The sequence below is a fragment of the Rufibacter hautae genome (assembly GCF_008271695.1).
Classification (GTDB): domain Bacteria; phylum Bacteroidota; class Bacteroidia; order Cytophagales; family Hymenobacteraceae; genus Nibribacter; species Nibribacter hautae.
The window spans coordinates 1,588,801-1,607,677 of record NZ_VKKY01000001.1; the positions used below are offsets into that span (position 1 = coordinate 1,588,801).

Sequence of the window (18,877 nt, forward strand, 5' to 3'; positions counted from 1 at the left end):
CCCCAGGGTTTTGCCTTTTCTGTGTTCCCATCCACCAATTCACAGAAGTATGCATCTACTTAGACAGTACCTGCATCGTGTATTCTATACAGATACCCGGGCGCTCTCTTTCATGCGGATTTGGGTGGCCAGTGTACTGTTACTGGACATCGGCATCAGGGCTACTGACTTGGAGGCGCACTATTCCAATATGGGAGTGCTGCCCTTGCACGTGCTGCACGCCAACGCTTGGAACCAGTTCTTCTTCTCTTTCCATGCCCTAAGCGGTCTGTGGCAGTTTCAGTTGGTCCTGTTTGTCATTGCAGGACTGTCGGCCATCTGCCTGTTGCTGGGCTATCACACGCGTTGGGCCACTTTTATCTCCTGGATTTTGCTGCTTTCCGTCCAGAACCGCAATCCGCTTATCACCCAGTCTGGGGACAGTTTGCTGCGGATGCTCCTTTTCTGGGGGATGTTTCTGCCCTGGCACCGGCATTATTCCGTGGATGCGCGCCGCTCCCTCACCTCTGAGACCAATCCGCATTACCTGAGCGTGGCCTCCGCTGCCTACCTGCTGCAGGTGGCCTGGGTATACGTGTTCACGGCCTTGCTCAAAAGCGGTCCTGACTGGACCACCGATGGCACTGCCCTCTACTATGCCCTCAGCCTGGACCAGATTCTGATGCCCGGCGGACGCATTCTCTACCAGTTCCCCGAGTTGATGAAGTTCCTCACGCACGCCACCTACTTTCTGGAGCTGTGGCTACCGTTTATCCTGCTCATCCCGTGGCGCACTACCTGGTTCAGGATGCTGTTCATTGGGGCTATCATAGGGCTGCACATTGGCATCAGTCTGTCTTTGTTTGTGGGCCTGTTTTACCTCATCAGTATATCGGCGGTCATAGGGTTGCTGCCTACTCCGGTCATGGATACCGTGGACCGCTACCTGCGCACGGGCTATAAACGGGTGCATAAGCGGTGGGCTCGGGCAGGCAAAGGCCTGCGCTCTCCTCTGGAGATAGATGTACAATTGAAGTGGAATTCGCCCCGGTGGGCCAGCGGCTTTCCGCTGAGATACCTGCGTGAAGGGGTGGTGCTGGTGGCCCTTATCCTGGCCTTGTGGTGGAACCTGAGCACCTTGGGCAAACCTTACTTCCAGATACCGGCCCAAATGCAATGGGCGGCCTTGGTGCCGCGGCTGGACCAGAACTGGAGCATGTTCGCGCCAAATGTTTTCAAGGACGATGGCTGGTATGTACTGGAAGGCTTCACCAACAATAACCGCAAGGTAGACCTGAACCAGCAAGGCAAAGAACCTGATACCGTGAAACCAGCCTCCGTGATGAGTCTCTTCAAAAATGACCGCTGGCGCAAATACTCAGAGAACTACTTGTTTGTGCCCAATGAGTACATGCGGCCTTACTACTGTTTTTATCTCATGCGCCGCTGGAACGAAAGCCATCCCAAGCCAGAACAAATCAACGAACTGAATGTAATCTACATGAAGGAATTCACTCTGCCAGACTACAAAACCGCTCCCATCAAGCGCGAGGTCCTCTGCAACTGCAAGCCTTAAACTTGGTACTAGCGCCTAACCCAGGACTCTAAAAGTCTTTTCGCTTAGGCAGCAGCCCTGTTCTTTTTCGTCAATTAACCGTATAAGCAAGGAAAATTCTAACCTAAACAGAAAGGAGTTTTTTATGCCACAAGGAGATAAATCTGCCTACACCGACAAACAGAAACGGCAGGCCGAACACATTGAGGAAAGCTACGAAAAACGCGGGATCAGCGAAGAAGAAGCCGAGAAGCGTGCCTGGGCCACCGTGAACAAACAAGACGGCGGCGGCAAAAAGAGCGGCTCCGGCCGCAAGAAGTAACAACCAGAAAAGTCAGAAAGACGAAAGGCGTTTAGGAGCTAATTCTATAAAATTAGCCCCTAAACGCCTTTCGTATGAAGTGCTTACGCTGCCCTACACCTTCACCTTCCGCAGCCACTTGGCCACGGCTCCGGCCACTACGCCGGCTACCAGGTAGTAGCCAATGGTGAGGGCCTGGGTCTCTTTGGTTCTTGCGCTGGGGGCCACGCCTAAGCCCATGGGGCCGGGCAAGACCACTCCTCCTACGCCAGCCGCCGCGCCCAGAATGGTGCCGCGCCATAAGGCCATCTTACCGCCGCCGCTGAAGCTATAATACAAGCCGTTGGAGACAATATCGCCTAGCAAAGATAGGGTGTGCAGTTGATCATCATCGGGTGGGGTCTGGCCTGCGTAGCGCAAGCCTTTGGCGATGGCTCGCATACCCAAGATATCCATGCGGGGAGCGTTGGGGTAGAACCGGCGCACGGTTTCGTGCAGAACGGTTACGGCCATGGCGCCCGCCAGTCCGCTTATACCGGATCTCAGCCATTTGTTCAATCTTTTCTTAGAAGTCTTTTTAGTCTTTCTGGTTCTTCTGGTGGTGTTGTCAAGTTCCATAGTTTACTCTGTTTAAGCGTGTTCCCTCCCCTCAAGTATTCTCGCGCGAACTAGTATAAACCGATTTTAAGGCCTGAAGGTTACCGCCCCTGTTAAGCGGCTGTCTGTTTCAGGGCTCTTTCCCACAAAATGGGCATAAAACAGAGACTGAATCTTTTTACCTATCTTTGTGTCTTCTAATGACGGGCGCCATTTGCCGCGTCTTTTTTTTCATGCCTGGCCAAAGCTTACGGCCGTTACAAATCAGAATGACTTTTTCAGAACTTAATCTTATAGAACCTCTGCTGCAGGCCCTGCAGGAAGAGGGTTACACCACCCCCACTCCCATTCAGGAACAAGCCATCCCGCCGGTATTGAACGGCGATGACCTGCTAGGCTGTGCCCAGACCGGAACCGGTAAAACCGCTGCCTTCAGCCTACCGCTGTTGCAGCGCCTGCACGAGGCAGGTCCGGCCCATCCGGCCAAGGCCATCAGAGCCCTGATCCTCACCCCTACCCGCGAGTTGGCTTTACAGATTGGTGACAGCATCAACGCTTACGGCCGGTACACCAAGATCAAGTACACGGTGGTGTTTGGCGGCGTGGGTCAGGTACCGCAGGTAGAGCAGATCAAGCGGGGCGTAGACATTGTGGTGGCTACCCCAGGCCGTTTGCTGGACCTCATGAACCAAGGACTCTTGTCTCTGAAACACATTGAGACCTTCATCCTGGATGAGGCAGACCGTATGCTGGACATGGGCTTTATTCATGACGTGCGGAAAGTCATCGCCCAGATTCCGGCGCACCGCCAGACGCTTCTGTTCTCGGCTACCATGCCGCAGGAAATCCAGAAGCTATCGGCTAGCATTCTTCGTGATCCGGTGTACGTAGAGGTAACCCCGGTTTCCAGTACCGCCGAGAAGATTGCCCAGAAAGTGTATTTCGTGGATAAAACCACCAAACGCGCGCTGTTGAAGCATCTTCTCAAAGGAGAGGAGATCCAGCGGGCGCTGGTTTTCTCCCGCACCAAGCACGGCGCAGACCGCATTGCCAAGGAACTCTCTAAAGCAGGCATCTCGGCGCAGTCTATCCACGGCGACAAAGCCCAGAGCACCCGGGTGAAAGCGCTCACCCAGTTCAAAAACAATGAACTCAAAGCATTGGTGGCTACTGACATCGCGGCCCGCGGCATTGACGTAGACGATCTGACGCACGTGATCAACGTGGACCTGCCCAACGAGCCAGAGACGTACGTGCACCGCATAGGCCGTACGGGCCGGGCTGGTGCCGAGGGCATGGCGCTTTCTTTCTGCGACGACACAGAGCTTCCGTACCTGCGTGATATTGAGAAACTCACCAAGCAGACCATTCCGGTAGAGGAAGACCAGCCTTTCCACGTGGACTATGCCAAACTGCCCTTGGCGGGCGGCAAAGCCACCGATAAAGCAGCCAGAAGAAGTGCTGGTGGCGGAGGCCAAAGCCAGGGCCCGAGAGGCGGTGGCCAGGGAGGCAACAGACGCCCCGAGCAGCGTCGCAGCGGCGGCCAGAACAGTGGCGGCGGCAGAACCGAGCAGCGCCAAGGCAGCGGCAGCAGCCGCAGTGGCGGCGGTAGAAACTCCGGCAGTGGCCGGAATCCCAGATAAGCGTTCTTTCATCCAGCTATAAAACAGAAAAGCCGTTCACTAAGTAGTGAACGGCTTTTCTGTTTCTGGTACTAGGTTCAACTAAGCGTTACCGCCTTAAGAGCTGTAGTCGCCGGAATCATGACCAGGAGAATACTGGCCAGTGGAATATGGGCTTTTAGAGCCTTTCTGTTTTTTGCCCAATTTGGCAACTTTGGCTTGTCCTTGTCCAATCCAGCCTTGCTTGCTGGCTACCCAGTAAGAGGCGCCCAACAATGCGGCACCGCCTAATACTTTTTGGGTAGTGCTCATGCCGTTGTAAGAACTAGAAACAGAAGTTCCTAAGTTTTTCACCGCCTGTGGCACCTGAATATTGCTCAGGCCACTGCTAATGCTGCCTAAGATTCCTCCTTGTCCTTGTTGGCTACCGGTTCTGCTTTGAGCTGAATCCTGTGAGTAAGAAGTGGCATCCTGCGCGGCAGCCCCTGGCTGGTTGTTAAATTGATTTTCCATAATTTTAAGTGTTAGATGTATAGATCATTTTGTCTCCGAAGCAGTCTGCCCCGGCCCGCCGATTTCATGCATCGGCGAATCCATTTTATCGCAAATGCGCCCGAATAGTTGCGTTGGCGTCTGACTTTTCTCCAATTATTTTAAATCACTGCGTTAATCGCAGACAGAAACCAAGCTCCAAAATATCCCTCCACGGATATATATAAATTCTTGCCTTTTTACATAAATATGCCTCAAAAACAGCACAATACGGTTACAACAGCGCTAGTACTTCTCTTGATCTTCTTCGTAGAAACCGCATAACAGCTCAAACTCCCGCATCTTGGCAAAGTATTAATACCTACCCTGAAAGCCGGCAGTTTTTTTCTCTTCAAAAGGAAAGCCACTACTTTCCTGGCTTTTCAGTGCTCATGTTCTTTGCCCAGATAGCCATCTTCTGCCCAATCCCGCAAATCAGCTTATAAGCACAAAACCACTAGGCCGGTTTCCCGTTTCCTTTTTAAGCCTTCTTTGTGGAAAACAGCCCCAAAACGCTCGCCGGCAACTCTCTAAGCGAAAGCTTGGGCGTGCCCTGCCCTGAACATTGGATAGATATTTGCCTGAGGTGACTTCTCCCAAAAAGAAGCTGTAAGAATACCCCCCGGCGGTAGACTAATAGCAGTAGTTATACAGAAGAAAGTATCTTTACCCCATAGTGCTCTTGCCACCTTACTTCACCAAACTATGATCCTGAAGAAAACCATTGTCCTCTGCCTTTCCCTGATGCCGCTGGCCGGGGCTGTTGCGCAGAAAAGCACCCAATTGAAGAACATTCAGCAGAAAGAGGTCACCCGCATTGTGACCACGCTGGCCGCCGATGACATGATGGGCCGCCAGACCTTCACGCCGGGCATTGAGAAAGCCGCCGATTTCATCTCGGCTGAGTTCAAGAGCATCGGGCTGCAGCCGTTGGCCGGCGACACAGACTACAAGCAGGAGTTCAAGATGTACGCCCTGAAACCCAGCAAGACCGATGTCACCCTCAACAAGCAGAGCCTGAACCCCGATGAGTTCTTCTACAGCACCGTGCACCGCAAGTTTGAGTGGGAAGAGAAAGCCCCAAAACCCGTGTTCATTGGCGAGAACGATGATTTCAGGCAGGGCATCAACACTGCCCGCAAACTAGACAAAGACGTGCTGGTGATGGTACACCCCAAGCACCAGGAAATGTTCAAACGCTACGCCAACTCGTTCCGCCAGACCCGTCCGGTAGCAGAATTGGGCAAAGGCAACACGCTCATCTTCGTGCTTTCGCCGCTTACCGAGGTCACTTCTTTCAACATTGAGATCAAGAACGACGTGGAGGAAATGCCTTTGGCCAACGTGGCGGGCATGATCCCGGGCAAACGCGCAGATGAGTACGTGGTGTTCTCGGGCCATTATGACCACATAGGCACCATGAAAGCCGTAGCCGGGGACTCCATTGCCAACGGCGCCGATGACGATGCCTCCGGTACTACCGCCGTCATCACGTTGGCCAGACACTTCCAGAAGCAGGGCAAACCAGAGCGCACGCTCATCTTTGTGGCCTTCACGGCCGAGGAAATAGGCGGCTTTGGGTCGCAGCACTTCTCCAAGCAACTGAACCCCGATGAGATTGTGGCCATGTTCAACATTGAGATGATCGGCAAAGGCTCTAAGTTCGGGCCCAACAGCGCGTACATCACCGGTTTTGAGAAATCAGACTTCGGGACGCTGTTGCAGCAGGCCGTGAAGGGCACGCCGTACAGCTTCCATCCAGACCCGTACCCTGGCCAGAACCTGTTCTACCGCTCAGACAACGCCACCTTGGCCCGCCTGGGCGTTCCGGCCCACACCATCTCCTCGGTGCAGATTGACCAGGACAAACTCTACCATTCCGTAAACGATGAAGTAGAGAGCCTGGACATGGCCCACATGACCAACATGATCAAAGCCATCGCCATGGGCGCCAAGGATTTCGTGCAGGGCAAGAAAACCCCTAAGCGCGTAGATAAGACGCAGGTGCAGTAGGGATTTAAATGGGATTCTTATTTTTATTAGTAAGCCTTTTTTTCCTTGGAGCCAGCGTGTATTTCATCCATCATGAACACAACCGCTCCAAGTATGGATACCATACTCAAGGCACAATAATCAAACAAGAGGAAAAATGGGAATACAAAAATGGAAGTGCTTACTACATGTATTACCCAATTGTTCAATTCCGTTCAGAAGACAGCCAAGTGGTACAGCAAAAAATGGAAATGGGCTCCAGTATTCCTTTTTACAGCGTGAAAGAAGTTATTGATATTGTGTATTACCAAGGTAAAGTGTACCCAACAGGAAGTGGATGGAAGATTTTGTATTGGGGCTTTTTACTACTGAGTTTAGGAGCTACGATTTATCAGATATACTACTGGTAAGTCTCTCTAAGTAGCTTAATCTTAAATGATGAAGTCCTGGTTTTAGGCCGCTCTTAGAATAATTTTTATAAGATAGTAAAACAGAAGAAGGAGAGATCGTTGGAATTGTTATCCATGATTGGGACAGTCCAGAGATCAATTTTTCTCTTACCCTTCCAAATATTGAAATTATAGAAAGAATATGTTGAGATGGGAAATACAGATTAAGAATTGAAAACAAGTAGAACATGTTAAGATTTAAGTCATGAACTCCAGATTCTTTCTACCAGCTTTGCTGCTATTTATATTGACATTTTCTACTTATGCATTTCCCCAGCAAAAGGAGAAGCAAGACGTAATCGACGTAAACCTAACCAAGTGCCTAGACAGAAAAGAAAACCAAACCACTGCTGGCATGTGTACCTGCACGTACAATGCCCTTCAGGAATGGGATAAGAAGCTAAACGCATCTTATAAAAGCCTGCTACCTAAGCTAAATGCCTCGGCAAAGGCTAGTTTGGTTTCGGCTCAGCGGCAATGGGTTTTGTTCAAAGAAAAGGAAATCAGCCTTATTGACGCGACCTACGGGAAAGCCGAAGGAAGCATGTGGCAAGTGGTGAGGGCAAATAAAGTCCTAAGCCTAACCAAACAAAGGACGCTGGAATTGGAGTCATTGCTGCAAACCCTGCCCCAGCTTTAGATCCTGAAATACATACTAAGTTAAAAGCGTTTCGGCCCTGTTTTCAAGAAAACAGGGCCGAAACGCTTTTAACTGCTTCTGCTTTTTTAAGCTTTAAAAATTCCCGCGCAGTGTGAGCATGAGGTTGCGGCCAGGGGCGCTTACCCCAGAGGCATAGACGCGGTAGAACTTGTCCAGGATGTTCTCCAGGGCAGCTTGTACCTGCACTCTTGGGTGGATCTGGTAAGCGGTGCGCAGGTTGAGTGTGTACCAGGCCGGCACGCCCTGCGGAGTGGCGTACTGCAGGTTGTCTTCGCCCACGGGGTTGTAGTCTTCCAGGTTTTTCCAGCCGTTGTACTGCACAAAGAACTCAGAGCGGAACTTCGCTAAGGTCAGAAACAAACTGGTCTTCCCGAACACCGGCGGAATATGGTCCAGCGGGGTTTCCCCTTCTTCTGATTTGATGCGCCCGTAGGTGTAGGTAAGCGTAGAAGCCAACCGGAAAGCCGAGGTGATATCGGCGTTGACAGACCCGCTGAAACCATACACGTAGGCTTTGTTCGCGTTTACGCTGGCCACTACCCGGCTAAGCTGACCATTGTACTCTATCTCGCTCTGCCCCTGGAACAGGAAAGGCTGCGTGGTAATGGCATCTCGGTACCAGGTGTAGAAACCGGTTCCCTCCACCCGCACACTCTGCGCGATGGTCTTGCCGATAGACAGCTCGGCATTATAAGTGTATTCTGGCTTCAAATCTGGGTTAGGCACCACCAGTTGCCCGGCAGTAGACTCAAACACCTTAGCTAAATCATCTACGTTAGGTGCCCGGAACCCCGAGGAGGCCACGGCCGCAAATCGCCAGGCTTGCCCTGGCTGGTACACCAAACCCAGGTTGCCGTTTACGGCGGTGTTCTGCTGGGTGACTTCGTCGAACGGGAACGGAAAGAAAGTCTTGTCCTGGAAGTTGGCGTTCAGTTCCACGCGGCTCAGCCGGATACCGTCAGAAAGAATCCATTGCGGGTTGATCTCCCAGGTGTGCGTCAGGTATGCGGCGGCCGTGCGCATGTCTGAACCGCCGCTGGGGTAACGGGTATCCAGGGGCGAACGCTCGCCGGTGGTCAGGTCGGTGCCGTAGGCGCGGGAGGACACCTCATTGTAAGTGCCTTCCAGGCCGTAGCGCAGCTCATGGTTACCCAGGAGTCGACTTACATCGGCGTTGAGGGTGTAGACGTCCACGTGCTCAAAGCGGTTCTGCAGCGGGCTGCGCTTGAAACGGCGGTTGTGCCGACTTTCTTCCACGCTCTGGTAAGCGGCCGTCACGCGCAGGTTCTCCAGCCAGCCCCGGCCCTTGGTGGCAAACGTGTAGGCCGCGAGCCAGCGCTCCTGCGGGCCGTAGTACCACTCGCCGTGGTTCAGGTTGCCCTGGGCATCTACCTCGGTGAGGCGGTCATAGCGCGGGATGTCTGAGGACGTAGAGAACTGAAGGTTCAGTAAATGCGAGGTGTTCACCGAGGGCTGGAACAGGACCTTCTGCAAGACATCGTACTGTTTGTAGCCGGTGAATTTCTGCACGTTGATATTCTCATTGGGCACTATGACGTCTTTCCCGTCTTGCCATGCAGCATAAGATGGGCGCAGTCCCCAGGTGCCGTAGAACGGGTTGCGGTTCTTGCCCTGGCGCAGATCCCCGAAATCTGAGTAGGTGAAGCTGGTAAGGCTGCCCCATTTCTGCCCACCCACGGAGAAGTCCACGTGGCCGGTTTTCTCTTGGTTGGCAGTGGCGTAGCGGGTGAAGGCGCCGCCCGTCACGCGGGTGCCGGCACTGTCGCCCAGCACCGGGTTCTTGGTGTAGAAATGTACTACGCCGCCCAGGGCATCGGAACCATACACAACGGATCCCGGCCCGAATACCACCTCTACTTTCTCCAGCGCGGCATTGTCTACCGTGATCACGTTCTGCAGGTGGCCGCCGCGGTAAATGGCGTTGTTCAGGCGCACGCCGTCTATGACCATCAGGACTTTGTTAGCCTCGAAACCGCGCAGGATGGGGCTGCCGCCGCCCGCCTGGCTTTTCTGCACCAGCACCTGGCCGCTTTGCTGCAAGACATCGGCGGAAGTCTGGTTGCTCTGGAAGGCCAGTTCCCGCGCCTTCAGCACCTGGATCTGCTGCGGCACATCGGCGCGTTTCTCCTCAAACTTACTCGCAGAGACCACTACCTCGTCCAGGGAGTAGCTTCGCTCAGTGAGCGCCACGCGGTAGTTCAACGCGGCCAGCTGGCTTACGGCCAGGGTGCGTGTCTGGTAATCGGTGCGTTCAAACCGAAGGCTGTCGGTCTCCAGGAAACCCTGGGTGTTGAATTTGCCCCGGGCATCGGTGAGGAGCGCGTTGCCGCCCTGCGTGGGCACTACCCGCACGCCTGCCAACGGCTGCAGGTTGGCCCGGTCCTGCACCACAGCAGTCTGCGCCGATGCCACCAAAGGCACCGCCAGCAACAACAGAGATAGAAATGACTTCATATTGGAAAAATAGAAAGTAAGAAAACAGATCAGAGCGCGAGCTCCATCTTTATATCGGCGCGTTTGTATTCTTTCAGTTCATCGGGCACCTCCACAAACCCCAGCTTGTGGTACAGGTGCAGGGCCGTTTCCAGTTTGCGGTTAGAGAGCAGCATGAGCGTGGTGGCACCCAACTCGCGGGCTTTCTGGATGGCAGCCTCGCCCAGGCGCTTGCCAATCTTCAGGCCTTGGGCCTTGTCGGTAACGGCCATTTTAGCCAGCTCGTAGGTCTGGTCATCTACCTTGATCAGGGCGCAGGTGCCTACCACCTCGCCGTGGTACTCGGCCATGAAAATGTGCCCGCCCTTGGCGATGATGTAGCCGTCTGGGTCGCCCAGGGATTTGTGGTCCAGCTCTTCCATCTCAAAGTAATGCTCAATCCAGGCTTGGTTCAGCTCGCGGAATCTGGCGGCGTGCGCGGGGGTATAGTCTATAATGGAAACGGTAGGGGAAGGTGATGTGGTAGTCATAGGGTTGAAAAGTACTAATGGGCAAAGATACTGAAAGACCTAAGCGTTTAAGGGCTGTTTGTCAGAAAATGGCCCCAAATCAGCTTAACCGGTATGCGCTTTGAGGCCATTTTCTAAAAAGAGGCCGAAAATCGGTTCACCACTATGGAAACCCATCGGCAGAAGGCCACTGGAACGAGTTCTGCTTTCTGCCTGTTCCTGTTAAAAGGAAAAACCCTATATTTCGCCCTCAGACCAAGTGTACATGAAGAAGACCCCCTATTTTCTCCTCCTGCTGAGTTTTCTAGCGGCCTGCACCAGCAGCAAACCCCTCCCCGACCTGGGTCAGGCGAAAACCACGGAGGCTCCCTCGGCGCTGGCGCCCCATGTGGAGGCGGTGCGGCAGCAATTTGCCCCAGACAAGCGGGTAGCCCTCTTCGACGTAAAAACCAAGGGCTTGGTGCTCACCGGCGAGACCAATCTACCCGCTGCCAAAACCGCTTTGCTGGAGCGCCTGCAAACGGCCGGCATCTCTTTCCAGGACAGCATCCAGGTCTTGCCGGAAGCGGGGCTCAAAGAAAACACCTTCGCGGTGGTCACCTTGTCGGTGGCCAACCTGCGCTCAGAACCAAAACATCCTGCCGAACTCGCCACCCAGGCCACCATGGGCACCCCATTGCGCGTCTGGAAACACAGAAGCGGCTGGTATCTGGTGCAGACGCCAGACAAATACCTGGCCTGGGTAGATGCCAGCGCTATCAAACTCATGGTCAACGCCGCCTTCATGGCCTGGCAGCAGGGCGAGAAACTCCTGTACACCAACCCTTACGGCTTTGCCTACGCCGCCACTAACACGCAAGGCGCCACGGTGTCTGACTTAGTGTATGGCGATGTGCTGGTGCTGAAAAAACAAACCAAAGGCTTCTATGAAGTGGCCTTCCCCGATGGCCGCTCTGCCTTCGTCTCTGCCCCCGAGGTTCAGAAGTACAATGACTGGGCTGCCTCGCGCCAACCCACCGAGCAGAACCTGGTGGAAACCTCCAAGCGGCTGCTGGGCTTGCCTTATCTTTGGGGCGGCACCTCCTTCAAAGGCGTAGACTGCAGCGGCTTCACCAAAACCGTGTATTTCATGAATGGCTTGGTTTTGCCCCGCGATGCCTCCCAACAGGTGCACGTTGGCGAATTGATTGACACCAAAGAAGGTTTCCAGCACCTGCGCCCCGGCGATCTGCTGTTCTTCGGGACACCGGCCAAAGACGGCAAGTCCGAGCGGGTGGTGCACGTGGGCATGTGGATCGGGAACAACGAGTTCATTCACTCGGCGGGCCGTGTCCGCATCAACAGCATGGATCCCGCTGCCCCCAACCACGATGCCTACGAGCGCAACCGCTTCCTAAGAGCCAAACGCATCTCCCCGCAAGCCTCCCTCATAGACCTCAGAACCGCCTCGCTGTTCCAATAAGCCAAACCAATAAACAAAGCGCCTCGTTTTCACCCTGATTCCTCCAGAACAGGCCAAAAACGAGGCGCTTTGTTTTACCATTTCTTCCGTCCGCCAGGACGATGAAGGCATTGCAACGGCTCCTTAGCAAAGCAGTTCATGCAGCTCGTCGGAGGTTGGGCGCATGCGTAACCCAACCACTGACGAGCGCAGGCAGTGGCTGTTCAACCGGCAGTGACGTAAGTGAGCCATGAAACAGAAGGCTTTTGCCAGGTGGTACTTTACTGAAGCCTCACTGTTCGAGCGTCAGCGAGTTTGAGGCTTCTTGATTCTTTTGGTTACTTTTCTCATCAAGGAGAAAAGTGACAAACGCGGGCAGACCGCATCTGCAACCTTGAGAGGTAAGAACAGATATAGAAAGTAATAACCTACAAGGTGGTTTTGAGGCTAGCGCCTCACTGCAGTTGCAAACTGCAGACCATGATAGGTCCAAGTCACAGACTTGAACCAGGAAAGACAGGAAAGAGAAGGGTTAGAGGTAGGCATCCTGTTTTCAACTGTCTTTCTAGCTCCAACCATCCTCAAAAGCTTTATCAATAGAAAAGTCCGTTTCAAGGCTCGTTTTACCAAAAGCGCCTCAAAACGGACTTCACTGAAACTTGAAGACGATGGTTAGTACTTCTCGTGTACCTCCGTCATAATCCGGACCATCTCATTGCGGATATCAGTGGACGAGGCATTGAAGTTGTTGTTCATGAAACTAAACAGCAGCAGCTTTCCGCTTTTGGTCAGGAGGTAACCGCTTTGGTTGTGCACGTGGGCGAGCGTTCCAGACTTCCCGAAGACGAAAGGCGGTTCTGCTTTATAGATACTCCGGAAAGTGCCGGGTCGGCCGCCGGTAGCCATAAGCGGAAGCAGGCGCTCGGTGGGTCGCTCCTGCTGGAGTTTCTGCAGCAAAGCAATAATGCTGCGCGGCGTGAACAGGTTCATGCTGGAGAGACCCGAGCCGTCTACCCAAACCGGCGCATCTGGCAAGTCTGCCAAATACGTCTTCACGGCGTGTTTGATGCCACGCTCAATGGATAACGTGTCTGACAAGGTACCGGAGCAAAGGGCCATCAGCTGCTCGGCAAACAAGTTATCGCTCACCTGTAGCATGCGCTTGTACACCGAGTCTGACGGCAGGCCATAGAACGTTTGGGCACCTTGCGGCAGGGCACGGTTCTTCAACAGGGTTACTTTCTTCTTCAGAGTATCGGCGAGGAGCCGCACGGTCATTTCTGGAGATGGGATGAACGGCACTTCCACGGAGAAATCCGCCGAGGCATGCTTGGGGTAAAAGGTCAGTTCATTCGTGCGCCAGGCCCGCACGAAGGTGTCTTTGTGCGGATAACGGGCGGTATCGGTCTTAATAGAGGGCTTGAAGATGGCCGGCGTGGTGGTGTAGCGCTGAGTGAGACCGTCTTTGCGGGTAAACTTTACCACGTTGCCGTGGATGGGAAACACGCTGCGCTCTGGTTGGTAGTAATAATTATAATCATCCCAACTCCAATTGGGCGCGAAGGGTGTGCTACTAAAGGGAGCCTCCAGGTAATAGAGCTTCTCTTTGCGGTTCTTCAGGAAATCATAGGCACGGGTGTTCTTCAGGTCCATGTGGGTGAACGTGGGATCGCCGGTGCCCCAGAAAATCAATGAATCGCCGCGCACCACGTATTTGAGCGCCGGAATAGAATCGCCCAGCATTTTCAGGCTGGCGTAGAAGGTGAATAGCTTGGTGTTGGAGGCCGGCACGAAGTACTTATCGGAGTTATGCTCCACCACCATCTGGCCCAAGGCCGGGTCATACAGCGCGAAGCCCACAAACCGGTTCTTCCCTATCTCGGAGGCCAGCACCTGACGCTTGATTTCCGCTGGTCCGTATGGCGGGGGTGGCGGTGGCAGTGGCGCAGGAGCCGTAGTCACAACTGGCGCCTGTTTGGGCGTGGTGCAGCCCAGCAGAGACAGCAGGAAAAGACAGGGAAACAAAAGCCAGCGGCGGCCCGGAAAACTAACAGACATACAGGAACAGTTTAGAACCCATAATTAGTCCAAGATTCTGACAGCATCAAAAATTCCTGCAGAAAATTACGGGCTTCTTCTCTTCTTGGAAAAAACCTTACGCATTCCGTCCCCCTTTGAAGGCCCGTGATGACAATGCCTTTTCAAGAACTCTTTATCTTCCGCCAACAGCAAGGGCAACCACAAGGGATTGCCCCTACCTATCGAAAATACTATGATTGGCACGAGTAATCATCCCCCTACCCCCTTCCAAGGGGGACGGAATGCGTTCTTCCCTTTGGAGTTAATTTTTTTTCGAGTTCCTGTTTTCAGCCTCTATTTTAAAAATGAGCCTTAAAACACGCGAAACAGAAACAATCTCATTATTTTAACGCAGAGTTATTCCCATCCATCTGCTAAACCTTTTTTCTTATGATACTCAGATCTCGCCGCGAGGTGCTGGCTTCGCTTTCTGTGGCTGCTGCGGCCCTTCCTCTGCTGGGCTTCAGTCCGGCTACCGCCCCTGAGAAAGGTCCTAAAACCATTGTACCGCCTCGCCTTAAACCCGGCGACACGGTGGGCCTCATCTGTCCGGCAGGCGCGGCGTTCAGCAAAGAAGTAGTGCAGATCACCAAAGAGTCTATTGAGGCGCTGGGGCTGAAGGTAAAAATGGGCAAGCACGTGTTTGACCGGTTCGGGTATCTGGCGGGTACAGACCAGGCGCGGGCCGAGGATGTGAATGCCATGTTCGCGGATAAATCGGTGCAGGGCATTCTGGCCATTCACGGGGGTTGGGGCTGCGCCCGATTGCTGCCTTTGCTGGATTACAAGACCATCCAGAAAAACCCCAAGCCGCTCATCGGGTACTCAGACATCACGGCGCTGCTTTTGGCCATCAATGCGAAAACCGGACTTATAACGTTCCATGGCCCGGTGGGCTCCGCCACCTGGAACAAGTTCTCCGTTGACTCTTTCCGGCAGGTACTGGTAGATGGCAGCGCGACCTTGTTTGAGAACCCCAAAGAACTGGGCGACAACCTCACCATCACCAAAGACCGCATCACCACCATCACGCCCGGCACGGCGCAGGGCAAACTGGTAGGCGGCAATTTAACAGTGCTCACCGCCATCATAGGCTCAGATTACCTGCCCAACTGGAAAGACGCCATCCTGTTCTTGGAAGACACCAACGAGGCCGTGTACCGGGTAGACCGCATGCTCACGCAACTGAAATTGGCCGGGGTGCTGGACCAGGTGAAAGGCGTGGTGTTTGGCAAGTGCTCAGACTGTGACCCTGGCAAAGGCGGTTACGGCTCGTTAACGCTGGAGGAAGTGCTGGAGCAACACCTGCAGCCTTTGAAAATTCCGGTGTATTCCGGGGCCATGATTGGGCACATTACCCACAAATTCACCGTACCAGTAGGAGCCGAGGCCAAGATAGACGCTACTGCGGGAACTATCCGGTTATTGAAGGGTGCCGTGGCGTAAACTGGAACTTTGCTTTGTTATGAGCCTGTTTTCCAGAATAATGCCGTAATTTGCACTCTTTCGCGCTACGTACTTCCATAATCCTTGCTTTTTGCCTTGAAAAAACTCCGTTTTCTCCCCCTCGTCTTCATTTTTCTCTTTGCGGTAGGGTTCATTTCCCTGCATGGCCAGACCCGCGGCAAGAAATCCGCGAAAACCACCAAAACCGTTTCCAAAAAGGCATCGGCGGCCACCAAAAAGAAAGCCCCGGTCTCCAAGAAAGTAGCGGCCAAGAAGCCTGCAGCACCGGTGTTTAATCCTAAAACCGATCCGCCGTTCCTGGGTGCGAACCAGAAATGGGTAGATTCCGTGTTCAAGACCCTCACACCCGAGGAGCGCATCGCGCAGCTGATCATGATTCCGGTGTACTCCAACAAAGACCAGGCGCACATTGACTCCATCAGCCGGTTGGTGACTACTTATAAGGTGGGCGGGCTTATTTTCTTCCAGGGCGGACCGGTACGGCAGGCGCACATGACCAACCGCTACCAGCGCGAAAGCAAGGTGCCCCTGATGATTTCCATTGACGGCGAGTGGGGCCTGGGCATGCGCCTGGACAGCACCACCCGGTTCCCGTACCAAATGAGTTTGGGCGGCATTGAGAACGAGAAACTCATCTATGACATGGGCGCCGAGATCGCGCGCCAATGCCGCCGCTTGGGCATCCACGTGAACTTCGCGCCGGTGGTAGACGTGAACAACAACGCCAATAACCCCGTAATCGGGTTCCGCTCCTTCGGCGAAGACAAATACAACGTGTCTCGCAAGTCCATGGCCTACATGAAAGGCATGCAGGACAACAAAGTGATGGCCAACGCCAAGCACTTCCCCGGCCACGGCGACACCAACGTGGACTCGCACTACGGCTTACCGGTCCTGCATTTCTCTAAACTTCGCCTGGACTCCACGGAGTTGTACCCCTTCAGAGAGCTGATGAAAAACGGTTTGGGCAGTTTGATGGTGGCGCACATGAACATTCCGGTGCTGGACAACACCAAAGACGTCGCCTCTACCCTTTCCAAAGGTATTGTAAGTGATCTGCTCAAAAAAGAGATGGGCTTCAAAGGCCTGGTCTTCACCGATGCCCTGAACATGCAAGGGGTGGCCAAGTTCTACGCGCCCGGCATTGTAGACGTGAAAGCCTTGCTGGCCGGAAACGATGTGCTCCTGAACACCATGGACGTGAAAACCACTATTGCCGAGGTGAAAAAAGCCATCGCCAACAAGGAAATCACCCAGGCCGAGGTGGATGCCCGCTGCCGGAAAGTGCTGGCCGCCAAACAGTGGCTGGGCTTGGACAAAATGCAGCCCATTGAGACCAAAAACCTCATCCAGGACCTGAACAACCCCACCGCCGACTTCATCAACCGCCAGTTGACCGAGGCTTCTTTGACGCTGCTCCGCAACAAGAACAACGTACTGCCCATCAAAACGCTGGACACCCTCAAGATTGCCGCCCTGGCCTTAGGCACCAACACCGAGACCGATTTCCAGCGAAACCTGGCCAAATACGCGAAAGTGGATAATTTCTTCTTATCGCCCACCAGTTCCATCGCGGATCTGCAGGGTTTAAAAGACAAGCTGAAGGACTATAACACCATTTTGGTGGGCGTGCACAAACTGCAGTTGAAGGCCTCCGGCAACGGTACCTTCGGAATCACCGCCGAGATGAACCTGTTCCTGAAAGACCTTATCCGTTCCAAGCAGACCATCGTGAGCGTGTTCGGGAACGTGTACAGCCTCAACCGTTTTGAAGACATTGAAAAAGCCCACGGGGTGCTGGCCGCTTACCAGGAAAACGAGCTGACGCAGGACGTGGCCGCGCAGATCATCTTCGGAGGCGTGGGCGCCAAAGGCAAACTGCCGGTGAACGTGTCTGCCTACTTCAAGATCAACGACGGCCTTAAAACCGATGCCGGGCTTCGGCTGGCCTACACCCAACCAGAGGCTGTGGGTCTCCGGTCAGAGGATTTCGCGCAGATTGACACGCTGGTAAACCAAGCCATTAGAGCCAAAGGCACGCCTGGCGCCCAGGTGCTGGTTGCCAAGAACGGAAAAGTGATCTACGCCAAATCCTTTGGGTATCATACTTTTGAGAACCAGACACCGGTGAAGAACACAGACCTGTACGACCTGGCCTCGGTGACCAAGATCACCACTGCCTTGGCGGCGTTCATGAAACTGAACGGCGAGGGCAAGTTTGACGTGGACAAAACCCTGGGCGAGTACCTGCCCCTGATGAAAGGCTCTAACAAAGAGAACCTCCGTTACCGCGACATCCTCACGCACCAGGCCCGCCTGAAATCCTGGATTCCGTTTTGGAGAGAGACCGTGAAAGCCAACGGCGAGTTGAAACCGAATATCTTCAAGGCGGATTCTTCTGATAAATTCCCGTACCGCGTGGCCCAGAACCTGTTCATCCGGAAAGATTACGCCGAGGAGATTTACGAAGAAATCAAAAAATCGCCGCTAAACGACAAGCCGGGTTATGTATACAGTGACCTGTCTTTCATTCTGGCGCCGCTGGTAGTGAAGAACATCACCGGCGAGGATTTTGAGACCTACCTGAAGAAGAACATCTACGGACCGCTGGGCGCTTCCACGCTCACGTTCAACCCTTACAAGTACTACCCGCTCTCGCGCATTGTGCCTACCGAGGTAGACACTCTGTTCCGGAAGCAGTTGCTGCACGGCACCGTACACGATGAGGGTGCAGCCATGCTAGGCGGCATCAGCGGGCACGCCGGCTTGTTTGGGACCGCGAATGACCTGGCCAAGGTGATGCAACTCTACCTCAACGATGGCATCTATGCCGGCAAGCGCTACATCGCCAACAAAACGGTGAGCACGTTTAGCAAATGCCAGTTCTGCCCAGACAACTACCGCGCCCTCGGGTTTGACCGTCCGTCCAAGCCGGGCACCGAGAACGGAAACGCCGCCAAGAGCGCCCCGGCCGAGAGCTTCGGGCACACTGGCTTCACGGGCATTTACACCTGGGTAGACCCAGTGAACCAATTGGTGTATGTGTTCCTGTCTAACCGCGTGCACCCCACCCGCGAGAGCTCTGTCCTAAGCAAGCTGAACACCCGCACCAAGGTGATGCAGGTGGTATACGATGCCATTGACAAATCCCGCGTCTCGCCGCCTAAGCCAGACACTGTGGAAAGCAAGCGCAACTAACCGCTTTTAATAGAAAGTCAAACAAAAGAGCCGCCTAGGTAA

General features: G+C 53.9%; 14 protein-coding genes. 9 read left to right on the top strand and 5 right to left on the bottom strand.

The genetic code is table 11. The features are described from left to right. The first annotated feature begins 49 nt into the window (after positions 1–49). Both FOA19_RS06065 and FOA19_RS23285 read left to right on the top strand, forming a co-directional pair. The gene (locus FOA19_RS06065) at positions 50–1,555 is read left to right on the top strand and encodes an HTTM domain-containing protein (protein WP_149089861.1); all 1,506 of its coding nucleotides are present in this window, start codon (positions 50–52) and stop codon (positions 1,553–1,555) included. A 124-nt stretch (positions 1,556–1,679) separates the two neighbouring features. Beyond that, positions 1,680–1,856 (top strand): hypothetical protein, encoded by a 177-nt coding sequence (locus tag FOA19_RS23285; protein WP_190300296.1) that lies wholly within the window; start codon positions 1,680–1,682, stop codon positions 1,854–1,856. A gap of 93 nt (positions 1,857–1,949) precedes the next feature. Here the strand turns inward: FOA19_RS23285 and FOA19_RS06070 are convergent, their stop codons facing one another. Continuing rightward, entirely contained in the window at positions 1,950–2,453 is a 504-nt protein-coding gene (locus FOA19_RS06070; RefSeq protein ID WP_223808755.1) for a hypothetical protein, read from the bottom strand. 248 nt (positions 2,454–2,701) lie between these two features. Here FOA19_RS06070 and FOA19_RS06075 point away from each other — a divergent pair, with 248 nt between their 5' ends. Continuing rightward, positions 2,702–4,075, top strand: a complete 1,374-nt coding sequence (locus tag FOA19_RS06075) for a DEAD/DEAH box helicase (protein WP_149089862.1) — start codon at positions 2,702–2,704, stop codon at positions 4,073–4,075. Between the two features lie 96 nt (positions 4,076–4,171). Here FOA19_RS06075 and FOA19_RS06080 read toward each other — a convergent pair whose 3' ends face one another. Next, on the bottom strand, positions 4,172–4,567 hold the full coding sequence (locus FOA19_RS06080; RefSeq protein WP_149089863.1) for a hypothetical protein: 396 nt from the start codon (positions 4,565–4,567) through the stop codon (positions 4,172–4,174). A 723-nt stretch (positions 4,568–5,290) separates the two neighbouring features. Between FOA19_RS06080 and FOA19_RS06085 the strand changes: the two genes are divergently transcribed. The 3 genes from FOA19_RS06085 (at position 5,291) to FOA19_RS06095 (ending at position 7,666) form a co-directional block, all read left to right on the top strand. Then, positions 5,291–6,598: a M28 family metallopeptidase gene (locus FOA19_RS06085; protein WP_149089864.1), complete on the top strand. Its 1,308-nt coding sequence runs from the start codon at positions 5,291–5,293 to the stop codon at positions 6,596–6,598. Positions 6,599–6,606: 8 nt separating this feature from the next. After that, positions 6,607–6,987, top strand: coding sequence for a DUF3592 domain-containing protein (locus tag FOA19_RS06090; protein WP_149089865.1), 381 nt, complete (start codon positions 6,607–6,609; stop codon positions 6,985–6,987). Between the two features lie 244 nt (positions 6,988–7,231). Next, a complete protein-coding gene (locus FOA19_RS06095) occupies positions 7,232–7,666 on the top strand; it encodes a lysozyme inhibitor LprI family protein (protein WP_149089866.1) in 435 nt (144 codons plus the stop codon). A 93-nt stretch (positions 7,667–7,759) separates the two neighbouring features. Here FOA19_RS06095 and FOA19_RS06100 read toward each other — a convergent pair whose 3' ends face one another. Together FOA19_RS06100 and FOA19_RS06105 are read right to left on the bottom strand one after the other, a co-directional pair. Next, positions 7,760–10,162 (bottom strand): TonB-dependent receptor plug domain-containing protein, encoded by a 2,403-nt coding sequence (locus tag FOA19_RS06100; protein WP_149089867.1) that lies wholly within the window; start codon positions 10,160–10,162, stop codon positions 7,760–7,762. Positions 10,163–10,191: 29 nt separating this feature from the next. After that, complete coding sequence (locus FOA19_RS06105) at positions 10,192–10,671, bottom strand: GNAT family N-acetyltransferase (RefSeq protein WP_149089868.1); 480 nt, start codon at positions 10,669–10,671, stop codon at positions 10,192–10,194. Positions 10,672–10,915: 244 nt separating this feature from the next. Between FOA19_RS06105 and FOA19_RS06110 the strand changes: the two genes are divergently transcribed. After that, entirely contained in the window at positions 10,916–12,112 is a 1,197-nt protein-coding gene (locus FOA19_RS06110) for a C40 family peptidase (protein WP_149089869.1), read from the top strand. A gap of 651 nt (positions 12,113–12,763) precedes the next feature. Here the strand turns inward: FOA19_RS06110 and FOA19_RS06115 are convergent. Continuing rightward, a complete protein-coding gene (locus tag FOA19_RS06115) occupies positions 12,764–14,149 on the bottom strand; it encodes a D-alanyl-D-alanine carboxypeptidase/D-alanyl-D-alanine-endopeptidase (RefSeq protein WP_149089870.1) in 1,386 nt (461 codons plus the stop codon). Positions 14,150–14,560: 411 nt separating this feature from the next. On the opposite strand from FOA19_RS06115, the gene FOA19_RS06120 reads away from it, so the two are divergent. Further along, entirely contained in the window at positions 14,561–15,616 is a 1,056-nt protein-coding gene (locus FOA19_RS06120; protein ID WP_149089871.1) for a S66 peptidase family protein, read from the top strand. Between the two features lie 96 nt (positions 15,617–15,712). Then, positions 15,713–18,835 (top strand): glycoside hydrolase family 3 N-terminal domain-containing protein, encoded by a 3,123-nt coding sequence (locus FOA19_RS06125; protein ID WP_223808756.1) that lies wholly within the window; start codon positions 15,713–15,715, stop codon positions 18,833–18,835. The last annotated feature ends 42 nt before the right edge of the window (positions 18,836–18,877 follow it).

Excerpts from the sequence above, each read along its gene's own strand:
- FOA19_RS06065 (WP_149089861.1), top strand. The coding sequence starts at position 50 with ATGCATCTACTTAGACAGTACCTGCATCGTGTATTCTATACAGATACC.
- FOA19_RS23285 (WP_190300296.1), top strand. The coding sequence starts at position 1,680 with ATGCCACAAGGAGATAAATCTGCCTACACCGACAAACAGAAACGGCAG.
- FOA19_RS06070 (WP_223808755.1), bottom strand. The coding sequence starts at position 2,453 with ATGGAACTTGACAACACCACCAGAAGAACCAGAAAGACTAAAAAGACT.
- FOA19_RS06075 (WP_149089862.1), top strand. The coding sequence starts at position 2,702 with ATGACTTTTTCAGAACTTAATCTTATAGAACCTCTGCTGCAGGCCCTG.
- FOA19_RS06080 (WP_149089863.1), bottom strand. The coding sequence starts at position 4,567 with ATGGAAAATCAATTTAACAACCAGCCAGGGGCTGCCGCGCAGGATGCC.
- FOA19_RS06085 (WP_149089864.1), top strand. The coding sequence starts at position 5,291 with ATGATCCTGAAGAAAACCATTGTCCTCTGCCTTTCCCTGATGCCGCTG.
- FOA19_RS06090 (WP_149089865.1), top strand. The coding sequence starts at position 6,607 with ATGGGATTCTTATTTTTATTAGTAAGCCTTTTTTTCCTTGGAGCCAGC.
- FOA19_RS06095 (WP_149089866.1), top strand. The coding sequence starts at position 7,232 with ATGAACTCCAGATTCTTTCTACCAGCTTTGCTGCTATTTATATTGACA.
- FOA19_RS06100 (WP_149089867.1), bottom strand. The coding sequence starts at position 10,162 with ATGAAGTCATTTCTATCTCTGTTGTTGCTGGCGGTGCCTTTGGTGGCA.
- FOA19_RS06105 (WP_149089868.1), bottom strand. The coding sequence starts at position 10,671 with ATGACTACCACATCACCTTCCCCTACCGTTTCCATTATAGACTATACC.
- FOA19_RS06110 (WP_149089869.1), top strand. The coding sequence starts at position 10,916 with ATGAAGAAGACCCCCTATTTTCTCCTCCTGCTGAGTTTTCTAGCGGCC.
- FOA19_RS06115 (WP_149089870.1), bottom strand. The coding sequence starts at position 14,149 with ATGTCTGTTAGTTTTCCGGGCCGCCGCTGGCTTTTGTTTCCCTGTCTT.
- FOA19_RS06120 (WP_149089871.1), top strand. The coding sequence starts at position 14,561 with ATGATACTCAGATCTCGCCGCGAGGTGCTGGCTTCGCTTTCTGTGGCT.